10 protein-coding genes are annotated in these 12,510 nt (G+C 70.1%); 8 read left to right on the top strand and 2 right to left on the bottom strand.

The annotated features are described in order from the left end of the window. The first annotated feature begins 2 nt into the window (after window positions 1-2). The 7 genes from PUR61_RS32620 to PUR61_RS32590 all read left to right on the top strand — a co-directional run bounded on the left by PUR61_RS32620 (window position 3) and on the right by PUR61_RS32590 (window position 9,931). A complete protein-coding gene (locus PUR61_RS32620) occupies window positions 3-1,292 on the top strand; it encodes an extracellular solute-binding protein (RefSeq protein WP_329883107.1) in 1,290 nt (429 codons plus the stop codon). Between the two features lie 89 nt (window positions 1,293-1,381). Continuing rightward, window positions 1,382-2,410: a carbohydrate ABC transporter permease gene (locus PUR61_RS32615; RefSeq protein WP_329883106.1), complete on the top strand. Its 1,029-nt coding sequence runs from the start codon at window positions 1,382-1,384 to the stop codon at window positions 2,408-2,410. After that, window positions 2,407-3,234, top strand: a complete 828-nt coding sequence (locus PUR61_RS32610; protein WP_329883105.1) for a carbohydrate ABC transporter permease — start codon at window positions 2,407-2,409, stop codon at window positions 3,232-3,234. The genes PUR61_RS32615 and PUR61_RS32610 overlap by 4 nt, the downstream gene beginning before the upstream one ends. 7 nt (window positions 3,235-3,241) lie before the next feature. Next, entirely contained in the window at window positions 3,242-4,795 is a 1,554-nt protein-coding gene (locus PUR61_RS32605) for a glycoside hydrolase family 3 protein (protein ID WP_329883104.1), read from the top strand. Between the two features lie 458 nt (window positions 4,796-5,253). Next, window positions 5,254-6,549, top strand: coding sequence for an extracellular solute-binding protein (locus tag PUR61_RS32600; protein ID WP_329883103.1), 1,296 nt, complete (start codon window positions 5,254-5,256; stop codon window positions 6,547-6,549). Between the two features lie 276 nt (window positions 6,550-6,825). Further along, complete coding sequence (locus tag PUR61_RS32595; RefSeq protein WP_329883102.1) at window positions 6,826-7,878, top strand: SIS domain-containing protein; 1,053 nt, start codon at window positions 6,826-6,828, stop codon at window positions 7,876-7,878. Between the two features lie 532 nt (window positions 7,879-8,410). Further along, complete coding sequence (locus PUR61_RS32590; RefSeq protein WP_329883101.1) at window positions 8,411-9,931, top strand: sensor histidine kinase; 1,521 nt, start codon at window positions 8,411-8,413, stop codon at window positions 9,929-9,931. Window positions 9,932-10,377: 446 nt separating this feature from the next. Here PUR61_RS32590 and PUR61_RS32585 read toward each other — a convergent pair whose 3' ends face one another. Next, on the bottom strand, window positions 10,378-10,629 hold the full coding sequence (locus PUR61_RS32585; RefSeq protein ID WP_014138019.1) for a WhiB family transcriptional regulator: 252 nt from the start codon (window positions 10,627-10,629) through the stop codon (window positions 10,378-10,380). A 371-nt stretch (window positions 10,630-11,000) separates the two neighbouring features. Then, the gene (locus PUR61_RS32580) at window positions 11,001-11,972 is read right to left on the bottom strand and encodes a diacylglycerol/lipid kinase family protein (protein WP_329883100.1); all 972 of its coding nucleotides are present in this window, start codon (window positions 11,970-11,972) and stop codon (window positions 11,001-11,003) included. Between the two features lie 50 nt (window positions 11,973-12,022). On the opposite strand from PUR61_RS32580, the gene PUR61_RS32575 reads away from it, so the two are divergent. Further along, the gene (locus PUR61_RS32575) at window positions 12,023-12,451 is read left to right on the top strand and encodes a hypothetical protein (RefSeq protein ID WP_329883099.1); all 429 of its coding nucleotides are present in this window, start codon (window positions 12,023-12,025) and stop codon (window positions 12,449-12,451) included. Window positions 12,452-12,510: the final 59 nt, after the last annotated feature.

Below are 12,510 nucleotides of genomic sequence, written 5' to 3'. Positions count from 1 at the left end.
GCGTGAAGCGTCAGCTCATTGCGGCAGTCGGCGTCGCGGCCATGGTTGTTGGTCTCGCGGCTTGTGGCTCGGACGCGAAGAAGGACGACCCCAAGACCGGTTCGTCCACCGCGGCCGATGGCAAGAAGGACTACAGCGGCAAGACGCTCAAGGTCTGGCTGATGAGTGGCTCGGCCCCCAAGGGCTGGGAGGACTCGGTGAAGACCGAGTTCGAGTCCAAGTACGCGGGCTCCAAGGTCGAGTTCCAGGTCCAGGAGTGGACCGGCATCGGCCCCAAGGTCACCGCCGCGCTCTCCGAGGGCTCCGTCGACGTCCTGGAGGTCGGCAACACCCAGACCGCCGGGTACGCCGCCACCGGTGGCCTGCTGGACATCACCAAGGACAAGGCCGCCATCGGCGGTGCCGACTGGGCCGCCAACCAGAGCGAGTCGGCGATCCTGGACGGCAAGCAGTACGCCGCCCCGTGGTACGTCACCAACCGCGTCGTCGCGTACAACAAGGACCTCTGGGCCAAGGCCGGTCTGACCGCCACCCCGAAGACCCTGGACGAGTTCTACGCCGCGCTGGACAAGCTCAAGGCCACCCCCGGTGTCGCCGACCCGCTGTACATGCCGGGCCAGGAGTGGTACGTCTACTTCGGTCTGCTCACCACCGAGGGTGGCAAGCTGGCGAAGAAGGACGGCGACAAGTGGGTCGGCGGCCTGTCGTCCCCCGAGGCGCAGAAGGCCTTCGAGACCTACAAGACCATCCAGGGCAAGTCGGTCACCGGCGCCAAGGACAAGGACGAGGCCAAGCCGCAGCAGAAGGACGTCTTCGGCAAGGGCGACGTCGGCTCGATCATCGGCCTCGGCTGGGAGCTCCCGGACGAGAAGGCCATCCCGAAGGACAAGATCGGCTTCTTCCCGCTCCCGGGCAAGACCGCCGACAAGCCCTCCGGCGTGTTCCTCGGCGGCTCGAACCTGGCCATCGCCCAGGCGAGCAAGAACTCCGAGATGGCCAAGGACTTCCTGGCCGTCGCCCTGAACGACAAGAACGAGGGCCTGGTCGCCGCGGCGGGTCTCATCCCGAACAAGAAGGCGCTCAACGACAAGGTCGTCGGTGACTTCGCCACCGCCGCCAAGGACGCGGCCGTCGTGGGTGGCATCACCCCGACCACGCCGAACTGGGCGGCCGTCGAGAACGAGCCGAACCCGATCAAGGAGTTCCTGACCAACGCTCTGACCGGTGACTACGCGGCGGCGGCCAAGAAGGCCGACGACGAGATCGCCAAGCGTCTGAACGCCAAGCAGTAACAGTCGAGCGGCGTCGCTCACCGACTCCCGGCGGGGAGCCGGTGGGCGACGCCTGTCCGTCGTGGTCAGGTTGTCAGGAAGAGAGAACGATGGCTGTGCATTCGGAGCGGGTGCAGACACAGTCCCCGGCATCGGGGAAGGCTGCTGTGGCCACTACTGAGACGAGCGCCCACCGCGGTGGCGGCGCCGGCACCCCGAAGAAGAGCGCCAGACCGGTGGACGGCCGGAGCTTCGGCTCCCGGTTCGCGCCGTACCTGCTGCTCCTGCCCGCCACCGTGGCCACCCTGGCCCTGCTCGGCTGGCCCCTGCTGAAGACCGTCCTGGTCTCGTTCCAGAACCTGAACGCGCGCCAGCTCGTCCAGCACCTGACCGAGTGGAACGGCTTCGAGAACTACACCGAGCAGCTCAGCGACCCCGAGTTCTGGTCGGTCGCGGGCCGGAGCGTCGCCTTCACCGCGCTCAACGTCTTCCTGATCATGGTGGGCGGTTCGCTGGTCGGTCTGCTGCTCAACCGGCTCGGCAAGAAGATGCGGCTGCTGCTGTCGATCGGCCTGCTGCTCGCCTGGGCGATGCCGGTGGTCGCCGCGACCACCGTCTACACCTGGCTGTTCGAGACCCGGTTCGGTGTCGTGAACTGGTTCCTGGACACCCTGGGCTGGCACTCGATGGCCACCTTCAACTGGACCGGCAGCCAGTACTCGACGTTCTTCGTGATCCTCCTGCTGCTCGTCTGGGGCTCGATCCCGTTCGTCGCGTTCAACATGTACGCGGCCCTGACGACCATCCCCAAGGAGCTCTACGAGGCTGCCCGGATGGACGGCGCCGGCGCGGTCAAGATCTTCACCTCGGTGGTCTTCCCGAACCTCAAGCCGTTCTTCCTCGCCACGACCTTCCTCGAGGTCATCTGGATCTTCAAGGCCTTCACGCAGATCTACGCGATCAAGGCCGGCGGTCCCGACGGGCTCACCCGGACCCTGCCGATCCACGCCTTCCTGGAGGGCACCGGCCGCCAGCACTACGGCACCGGTTCCGCGATCGCGGTCCTCACCATCCTGATGCTGGGTGCGCTCATGGCGTACTACTTCCGCATCATTCTGAAGCAGGAGGACGAGCTGTGAGGCGCTCGCTCATCGGACGCACCTGGCCGAACGTGATCGCGGTCGTCCTCTTCGTCTTCTTCGTGTTCCCCGTCTACTGGATGATCGTCACGGCGTTCAAGCCGGACAAGGACATCGTCAGCAAGACGCCGGTGTTCCTGCCGCTCAACGCGACCTTCGACCACTTCAAGACCGCCATCGACGCGCCGAAGTTCTGGACGTACACCGCCAACAGCTTCATCGTCACGATCCTCGCGGTGCTGCTCTCGCTGGTGATCGCCACCCTGGCGGCCTTCGCCATCGCCCGGATGAAGTTCCGCGGCCGCAAGGGCTTCGTGCTGGTCGTCATGGCGGCCCAGATGGCGCCCTGGGAGGTCATGACCATCGCGGTCTACCTGATCTCCCGCGACAACGAGATGCTGAACAGCCTCGTCCCGCTCACCGCCTTCTACATGATGATGGTGCTGCCCTTCACCATCTTCACGCTCCGCGGATTCATCGCGGCGGTGCCGAAGGAACTGGAGGAGTCGGCCATGGTGGACGGCTGCACCCGGACCCAGGCCTTCGTGAAGGTGATCTTCCCGCTGCTGGCGCCGGGCCTGATGTCCACCTCGCTGTTCGGCTTCATCACGGCCTGGAACGAGTTCCCCCTGGTCCTGATCCTCAACAAGACCGAGGGCCAGACGCTGCCGCTGTGGCTGTCCTCCTTCCAGACCAACTTCGGCACCGACTGGGGCGCCACCATGGCCGCCTCGACGCTGTTCGCCCTGCCGGTGCTGATCCTGTTCGTCTTCCTGCAGCGCAAGGCGGTCGGTGGCCTCACCGACGGCGCCGTGAAGGGCTGATCCCGCCATGAGCATCCTCGTACCCACCCTCCCGGCCTCCGACCAGCTGCACCGCGACGCGCTGACCGTCCTCCAGCCCGGCTTCGTCGGCACCGAGCCGCCGGAGTGGCTGCGCCGCCACCTGGCGGCCGGTCTGGGCTCGGTCGCGCTGTTCGACCGCAACGTGGCCGACCTCGACCAGCTCGCCGCCCTCACCGGGGCGCTGCGGGCCGAGAACCCCGACCTGCTGATCGCCATCGACGAGGAGAGCGGCGACGTCACCCGGCTGGAGGCGGGCTCCGGCTCGTCCTGGCCCGGCAACCTCGCGCTCGGCGCGATCGACGACCCGGCGCTGACCAGGGACGTCGCCCGCGAGCTGGGCCGGGCCCTGGCCGCCGCCGGCGTCAACTACAACTGGGCGCCCACCGCGGACGTCAACTCCAACCCGCGCAACCCGGTGATCGGCGTCCGCTCGTTCGGCGCCGACCCGGAGCTGTGCGCCCGGCACACCGCCGCCTGGGTGGAGGGCCTGCAGTCGGCCGGTGTCGCGGCCTGCTCCAAGCACTTCCCGGGGCACGGCGACACCGCGGTCGACTCGCACCACGGCCTGCCGGTCATCGACGTCGACCTGGACGTGCTGCGCGCCCGCGACCTGATCCCGTTCCAGGCCGCGATCGCCGCCGGGACCAAGGCCGTGATGACGGCCCACATCATGATCCCGGCGCTCGACCCGAAGCTTCCCGCCACGCTCAGCCCGCTGGTGCTGCGCGACCTGCTGCGCGCGGCCCCGGAGGACGGCGGCCTCGGCTACCAGGGCCTGATCGTCAGCGACGCCATCGAGATGGGCGCCATCGCCGACACCTTCGGCATGGGCGACGGCACCGTGCTCGCCCTGGCGGCCGGCGCGGACGCGATCTGCGTGGGCGGCGGCCTGGCCGACGAGGCGACCGTGCTGATGCTGCGCGACGCCATCGTGGCGGGCGTGCAGTCCGGCAAGCTCGCCGAGGAGCGGCTCGCGGACGCGGCCGCCCGGGTGCGGGCGCTCGGCAGCTGGGGCCGGATCGCGGCCCAGGGCGAGCGGCCGGAGGCGGACCTGGCGGTCGGCCTGCGGGCGGCCCGCCGGGCGCTGCGCGTGGTCCGCGCGCCGGGCCGGGAGGTCCTGCCGGTGACCGAGCGCCCGTACGTGGCCTCGTTCTCCGCCGAGCCGAACATCGCGGTCGGCGACGTCACCCCGTGGGGCGTGGCCGGCATGCTGGCCGACCGCTTCCCCGGCACCCGGACCCGCGAGGTCGGCCCGGAGACCGCCGAGCCGGCGGTGCTGGACACGGTGGTGGCCGAGGTGCTGGCCGGCGCCGAGGGCCGCCGCCTGGTGCTGGTGGTCCGGGACGTCCACCGGCACGAGTGGATGTCCGCCGCGCTGGCCCGCCTGGTGGCGGCCCGCCCGGACGCCGCGGTGGTCGAGATGGGCCTGCCGCAGTCCGAGCCGGTCGGTGCGCTGCACATCGCCACCCACGGTGCCGCCCGGGTCTGCGGGCTGGCGGCCGTGGAGGTGCTCACCGGGCAGCCGGGGGCGGTCGGCTGAGACCGTCCGATCTCCGGCCGGGGAGTCCCGGCCGGGCCGTGACACAGGGTGCCGGGAGGCACGCGCCCAGCGGGCCCGTCATGCGCATGTCGCATGGCGGGCCCGCTGCCGTTTCCCCCCGTTGACCTGCGATGTCGCAACCTGACGGTGTTCCCTCAAATCCTCCTTAAGGCACCCTTAAGTTCTACTTAGGGTAACGGTGGGGCCACTGATCGCCACGCGGTACAACAGGTCTGCAACGGCCCCGGCTGCCAGGCCATTTGGCGTTGACACCGTCAGTGGTCTAGGCCAGGCTCCAGTTCATCCGGTTCGAATTTCAATTTCACCGGATGTGGTATAGGCCCACCCCTAAGCTCTTCGCCGCCCCTCCCCGGACACCGTCCCGGCGGGCGCCACCACGCTGCCGGCGGGCACAGGCTCTAACACCCTCGGAGGATGGCGTGAAGATGCGTCGGCTCATGGCTACGGCCGGAATCATGGCGCTCGCGGTCGGACTGACGGCTTGTTCGTCGGGCGGCTCTGCGTCAAGCGACGCCAAGAACGCCTCGACGGACCCGAAGACCGCAACCGGCTCCGTCACCGTCTGGCTGATGGACGACGCCCAGAAGAGCTGGCCGGACCTCGTCCAGCGGGTGAACGACGACTTCGCCGCCAAGTACCCCAACGTCACCCTGAAGCTCGCCTACCAGGGTTGGGCCGACAAGGTGACGAAGCTGGACAAGGCGCTCGCCGACGGCACCGCCCCGGACGTCGTGGAGCTCGGCAACACCGAGACCATGAAGTACGTGCTGTCCGGCGCGCTGGCCCCGGTGGAGCGGAACACGTTCGACAACTCCGACTCCTGGATCAAGGCGCTCGCCAACACCTGCACCTACCAGGACAAGCTCTGGTGCGTGCCGTACTACGCGGGCGCCCGGGTCGCCATCTACAACTCGGCCGCCTTCCAGCAGGCCACCGGCAACGCCGAGTTCCCGAAGACCGAGGAAGAGCTGCGCACGGCGCTGGACAAGGTCGCCGACAAGAACAAGGCCGACCGCACCTACTCGTCGCTCTACCTGCCGGGCCCGTACTGGTACGCCGCGATGAGCTACGTCTCCGCGTACGGCGGCGCCATCGCCCGGTTCGACAGCGCGGGCAACTGGCACGGCACCCTGAGCGACCCCAAGTCCCAGCAGGGCATCACCCACTTCGTCGACCTGGTGCGCAAGTACAACAAGGGCGACCTCGCGGTGAACGAGCAGAACCAGTTCGAGTCGATGGCCCGGGGCCACGCGGCGGCGTTCTACGGCAACGGCTTCGAGTCCGCCAGCGTCACCGCGCCGGTCACCGGCGACCCGAGCCTGAAGGACGCCGTCAAGGTGGCCACCATGCCCGGCCCGGGCGGCAAGCCGCTGCCGACCTTCATCGGCGGCTCGGCCCTCGCCGTCACGTCCAAGTCGCCCTCGGCGGCGCTGGCCGCGGACTGGGTCCGGATGTTCACCAGCACCAAGTCCCAGCAGGCGCTCGCCGACAAGGACATCCTGCCGAACAACCTCACCCAGCTGAACCCGCTGAAGAACAAGCCGGCCACCGCCGCCGCGGCCAACGCCGTGCCGGACGCCTGGTTCACCCCGCTGGCCCCCGGCTGGGGCGCGGTGGAGAAGCAGAAGATCCTGCCGGACATGCTGACCGCGATCCTCAAGGGCAAGTCGGTGGACCAGGCCGCCAAGGAGGCCGACGCCGCGATCGACCAGCTGATCAACAAGGCGGGCTGACCGGACGGGCGGGCCGATCGACAGGGCCGGCCGGTCGACCGGCCGGCAGGAGCCCCTCCCCGCACCGCGGGGAGGGGCTCCCGGCGTTTGCGGCCCCGTGGCCCCCGGGCCGGCCCGGACCTGCCGCGGACGGAGTTCTGATGTGCCCGGCGCGGACGCCGCCCGTAGGATTGCCGCAGATTCACCGCAGCGAGTGTGCGGACTCGCCGCCGTAGAGGTCTCCGCCGGGCACGCCCGCCCAGCGGGGTTGGACCACTCATCGGAGGCACATCCACGATGTCCGACACGCAGACCGTCCCTGGCCGGATCATGGCGGCGGAGATGGCCGAGCAGCCGGCCGTCCTGCAGCGGATCCTCGACGAGGGCGCTCCCAAGATCTTCGAGATCGCGTCCCGGATCGCTGCCCGCAACCCGCGCTTCGTCCTGCTCACCGCGCGCGGCACCTCGGACAACGCGGCGCTGTACGCCAAGTACCTGATCGAGATCCTGCTGGGCAAGCCGGCCGGGCTGACCTCGATGTCGACCACCACCGCGTACGGGGCCAAGCCCGACCTCTCGGACGTGCTGGTGATCACCGTCAGCCAGTCGGGCGGCTCGCCGGACCTGGTCGCCTCGACCAAGGCGGCCCGTGAGGCCGGTGCCATCACCCTCGCGGTCACCAACAACGCCGGCTCACCGCTGGCCGAGGTCTCCGAGTTCCACATCGACGTGCTGGCCGGGCCCGAAAAGGCACTGCCCGCCACCAAGACCTACTCCGCCGAGCTGCTGGCCCTCTACCTGCTCGTCGAGGGTCTGCGCGGCGGCGACGGTGCGGCCGCCAAGGACCTGCCGTCGCTGGCCGCGGGGGTGCTCGCCCGCCAGGGCGAGGTCAAGGCCCTGGCCGAGCGCTACCGCTTCGCCCAGCGCCTGGTCATCACCTCGCGCGGCTACGGCTACCCGACCGCCCGCGAGGCGGCCCTGAAGCTCATGGAGACCACCTACATCCCCGCCTCCCCGTTCTCCGGCGCCGACCTGCTGCACGGCCCGCTGGCCATGGTGGACAACGTCTCGCCGGTCATCGCGATCGTGCCGGACGGCAAGGGCGGCGAGGCCCTGCAGCCGGTTCTGGACCGGCTGCGCGGCCGCGGCGCGGACCTGGTCGTGGTGGGCCAGCAGGCGCAGGTGGACGCCGCCTCCGGGGGCTTCGCGCTGCCGGCCGGCGTGCCCGAGGAGGTCCAGCCGATCCTGGAGATCCTGCCGCTCCAGCTGCTGGCCTACGAGGTCACCATCGCCCGGGGCCAGGACCCGGACGCCCCCCGCGCGCTCGCCAAGGTCACCGAGACCCACTGACGGCCGCCGCGGACGAAGAACGCCGGTCCCCCGTCCACAGCCTGTGGACGGGGGACCGGCGTTTCGCGCGCGGTGCGGCGGAAGCCTGCGGAAAGCACTACGGGCCACGGCGCCGACACGGGACCCTCAACCCTCCCTCCTTGCCCGCCGACGGGCAGGAGGGGCCCATGGCACCGCAGCCCGGAGCTGTCGTCGGGCGCGGGAGCGGGTGAGCCGGAGGGGGAAAGCACTACGGGCCACGGCGCCGACACGGGACCCTCAACCCATGCGGCACCGCAGCCCGGAGCTGTCGTCGGGCGCCGGGGACGACCGAGAACTGTGCGGGGTCCTCGCTCGGCGGCGTCCGACCGAGGAGTGGCCTCGCGCGGTCAGGGCAGTTGCGCGGTGGGCCTCTCCTTGGTGCCCTTTCATTGTGGACTAGACCAATCTGGGTTGTCCAGGGCTCCCCGAAAATTGGTCTGGACAACCTTCGGGGCGTCCGACCGGCGGGTGCGCCGGGCCTGCCCGGGTCCCCTGGAGCTACCCTCGCCATGTGCCCTCGCTGAACGAACTCGTCCGCCGCCACACCACCCTGACCGGTGCCGATGTGGAGTGGCTCCACATGCTGGTCTCGGAGTGGCAGCTGCTCTCCGACCTCTCCTTCGCCGACCTGGTGCTGTGGATCCCCACCTGGGACGGCATCCGGTACGTCTCGGTGGCCCAGATGCGGCCCAACACCGGCCCCACCTCGTACCAGGACGACATGGTCGGCCACCTCGTCCCGCGCGGTCGCCGACCGCTGCTGGACGCCGCCTTCGACGAGGGCCGGATCGTGCGCGAGGGCGACCCCGAGTGGCGCGAGGAGGTGCCGGTCCGGGTCGAGTCGATCCCGGTGCGCCGTGAGGGCAAGGTGCTCGGCGTGATCGCCCGCAACACCAACCTGCTGACCGTACGGACGCCCAGCCGGCTGGAGCTCACCTACCTGCAGAGCGCCTCCGACCTGGCCCAGATGATCGCGGCCGGCACCTTCCCGTACCCCGGCGTCGAGCAGGCCGACATGGACGCCGCGCCCCGGGTCGGTGACGGCCTGATCCGCCTCGACGCGGACGGCATCGTCACCTACGCGAGCCCGAACGCGCTCTCCGCCTACCACCGGCTCGGCCTCACCACCGACCTGGTCGGCAGTCACCTGGGCCGGGCCACCGCGGACCTGGTGCCGCCCTCCCGGGCCGCCGTGCACGAGGCGCTGGTGAAGCTCGCGAGCGGCTGGGCGCCCCGGCAGACCGAGGTGGAGGTCCAGGGCGGGGTGGTGACCCTGCGGGCCATCCCGCTCAAGCCGAAGGGCGCCCTGACCGGCTCACTGGTGCTCTGCCGGGACGTCACCGAACTGCGGCGCCGCGACCGTGAACTGATGACCAAGGACGCCACCATCCGGGAGATCCACCACCGGGTGAAGAACAACCTCCAGACCGTCGCCGCGCTGTTGCGCCTGCAGTCCCGCCGGATGGAGTCGGAGGCCGGCCGGGCCGCGCTGGACGAGGCGGTCCGCCGGGTCGGCTCGATCGCGATCGTGCACGAGACGCTCTCCCAGGCGCTGGACGAGAAGGTGACCTTCGACGAGATCGCCGACCGGGTGCTGGCCATGGTGATGGAGCTCTCCCAGGACGGCCGGGTGGCGACCCGCCGCAGCGGTAGCTTCGGCATCCTCTCCGCCGAGGTGGCGACCCCGCTGGCGATGGTGTTGACCGAGCTGCTGCAGAACGCGCTGGAGCACGCCTTCGGCCCGTCCTCCTCCGGGAACCTGGAGGTCAGTGCGCTGCGCGGGCGGGCGCCGTCCACCGGCATGGGCTGGTCGGACAGTTGGAACGGTGGGGCCCGTCCGGAGGAGTACCTGCTGATCACCGTGCAGGACGACGGCCGCGGCGTGCCGGAGGGCTTCGACCCGCAGCAGTCGGGCAACCTCGGGCTGCAGATCGTCCGGACCCTGGCCACCGGTGAGCTCGGCGGCACCTTCGACATGGTGGCCGGTCCGAACGGGGGCACGAAGGTCGTGCTGGAGATCCCGGTCCGCTGAGAGTCGCCGGGATCGGCGCGGGGAGAGGGCCCGGGGAGGGGCGGGGAAGTTCGGGGGAAGCGCAGAGATGCGCGAAGGGGGCGTGCAGTCGGCGAACGCGCCGGGTGCACGCCTTTTCCGTACTTCCGTACCGGGAAACAGAAACGAGGCCCTGTCGACCGGGGGGGGTGGGTCGACAGGGCCTCTCAACCCGTTCCGGCCGTCGGGGGGAGTCGGCCGGAACGGGGGCTCTGAGTGGTGCGACACCACACCGATGCGTTGCACACGGTGAGCGCCACAGCTCCACAATATTGCTCTAAGTGAACAGTATCAAGTGCCTGGGCGGGTCGGTGTCGCAGGACCTCGTCGAGCAAGGTCCTTTGTGCGGAAGGCTTCGCCAGGAAGTGCAGGGAAGCCTTTGATCATGTGTTGATCGGTCTTGCTGTCACTGCTGCTACGGCGTGTGATCAGGCGGTGCGGGCGCGGTTGCGGGCGGCACGGCGCTTCATCGCGCGGCGCTCGTCCTCACTCATACCGCCCCAAACGCCGGCGTCCTGACCGGTCTCGAGGGCCCACTGGAGGCACTGCTCCATGACCGGACAGCGGCGGCACACGGCCTTGGCTTCCTCGATCTGCAGCAGAGCGGGACCGGTGTTCCCGATCGGGAAAAACAGCTCCGGGTCCTCTTCGCGGCAGACAGCGCGGTGGCGCCAGTCCATGGTCGTCCAACTCCTCCTGCCGGCGGGGGCTGCCCGGTCGGCGTCATCGATGGGGTTTGTGAATGTGAACGCTTTCACGAATCCCGCAACAGCAAAAGAGACCAAAGGCCCATCGGGCCCGGGAGGTCTGTGCTGGGGAGGGATTCGGCGGTTCGAGGGACGCTCCGCGGTCGGCATCCAACAGGTTCTGAGGTTGCCGTCGCTGCGATGTGTCCCGATCGCCATGTAGAGGTTCGCAAACCTCGGGCCCGGATACAACCCCCTTCAGGAAGGAATTTTTGATTCTTCGGTGTCGCCTAGCTCACAGCCAGTACTTCTATGGAGTGAAGGGGGCTTGTGCGTTCGAGAAGAAGGGCGAAGCCCCCTTCCAGTCACACAATCACACGCAGTGCCCGCCGTACGCCTGTGAAACTGACGCGACTCCTGGATCCAAGGTGATCCCCGTCGACCTGGAATGGGGCCGGTTCCTCTGAAACCAAGGTGAAGTGCCGGACGTCGTGATAGGTGACGACGTGCTTCCCGGAGGGGCCGGGCGGCGGGGTGTCATCGCTCGAAGGCCCGTGCGACCGCAGGATCTGACGGACCGTTCGAGCCGTACCGAACGCCGTCATCCGGGTGATGCCGAAGACATCGAGGTCCGCGTCGAAGGAGGCGAGCGGTGAGGGATAGACCGGGCGGTTGCCCAGGAACGTCCACGGCGAGGTGTTGCTGACTATCGCCAGCGCCAGGCCCGGAACCGGTGCGCGGCCCGCCAGTTCCAGCGTGACCGGGCCCGATCTGCGCTGCTCACGCTGGGTGACGAAGTGCCGGAGCGCCTGGGTGACGTAGAGCGCGTGCGTGGACTTGCGCCCCGCCCGGCGCTGCTCCTCCACCCGGCCGACCACGCCGGCGTCGAAGCCGAGGCCCGCGGTGAACGTGAACCAGCGGTCCGGCAGGCCCTCGGTCATCGCCTTGCCCAGCCCGATCGGCCGCTCGCTGCGGCTCTCCAGGGCGGCCAGCAGCGCACCGGTCGCCTCGACCGGGTCGTTGGGCAGGCCCAGGGCGCGCGCGAACACGTTGGTCGAGCCGCCGGGCACCACGGCCAGCCGGGGGACCTTCTCGCCCGGGCCGTGCGAGAGCAGTCCGTTGACCACCTCGTTGACGGTGCCGTCCCCGCCGAGCGCCACCACCAGGTCGACCGCGCCGTCGTCCACCGCCTCGCGGGCCAGGTCACGTGCGTGGCCGCGGTACTCGGTCTGCGCCACCTCCAGCTTGAGGTCGCTGCGCAGGGCGTGGATCAGGACATCCCTGGTGCGGCCACTGGTGGTGGTCGCTTTCGGATTGACGACCAGGAGAGCGCGCATGTGCTCAGCCTACGGGTCGGTACGGACCGGTCGGCGGCTACCCTGCTGGAGTGACCGCAGAATCCTCCGCACCCGTCCCCGCGCCCGGCTCCGCGCGGCCCACGGCGCTCACCCTGGGCGCCGCCATCACCGCACTGGAGGGCGCCGCGCTGGCCGTCGTCGGCGTCTGGGACATGGTCGCCGCGCTGTCCGGCGAGTCCAAGCAGCTCGCCCTGAACGAGTTCGGCGGCCTGGTGATCGTGCTGCTCGGCGTCCTGCCGCTGCTGGCCGCCCGGGCGCTGCTCAAGGGCCGCCGCTGGGGCCGCAGCCCGGCCGTGCTGACCAACTCGATCTGCCTGCCGGTGGCGTACTACATGTGGCAGAGCGGCGGCCCGATGGCCGCCGTGGCGCTGGCCGTCGCCGCGATCGGCCTGACCGGCATCGGCGCGCTGCTCAGCCCGAAGGCGACGGAGGCCCTCTACGCTCCGCACGAGGGCTGAGCACAGAGGGCCGAAGGCCCGGTGGCCGCCCGTCGGGCGGCCACCGGTGGGGCGTGCCG

Source organism: Streptomyces sp. BE20, from assembly GCF_036322525.1.
In the GTDB taxonomy this organism is placed as follows: domain Bacteria; phylum Actinomycetota; class Actinomycetes; order Streptomycetales; family Streptomycetaceae; genus Kitasatospora.
Note: the sequence above shows the minus strand (reverse complement) of the source record. Positions and strands in the feature narration are given on the sequence as shown.

Coding starts and splice junctions, on each gene's coding strand:
- PUR61_RS32615 (WP_329883106.1), top strand. CDS start 1,382: ATGGCTGTGCATTCGGAGCGGGTGCAGACACAGTCCCCGGCATCGGGG.
- PUR61_RS32605 (WP_329883104.1), top strand. CDS start 3,242: ATGAGCATCCTCGTACCCACCCTCCCGGCCTCCGACCAGCTGCACCGC.
- PUR61_RS32600 (WP_329883103.1), top strand. CDS start 5,254: ATGGCTACGGCCGGAATCATGGCGCTCGCGGTCGGACTGACGGCTTGT.
- PUR61_RS32595 (WP_329883102.1), top strand. CDS start 6,826: ATGTCCGACACGCAGACCGTCCCTGGCCGGATCATGGCGGCGGAGATG.
- PUR61_RS32585 (WP_014138019.1), bottom strand. CDS start 10,629: ATGGACTGGCGCCACCGCGCTGTCTGCCGCGAAGAGGACCCGGAGCTG.
- PUR61_RS32580 (WP_329883100.1), bottom strand. CDS start 11,972: ATGCGCGCTCTCCTGGTCGTCAATCCGAAAGCGACCACCACCAGTGGC.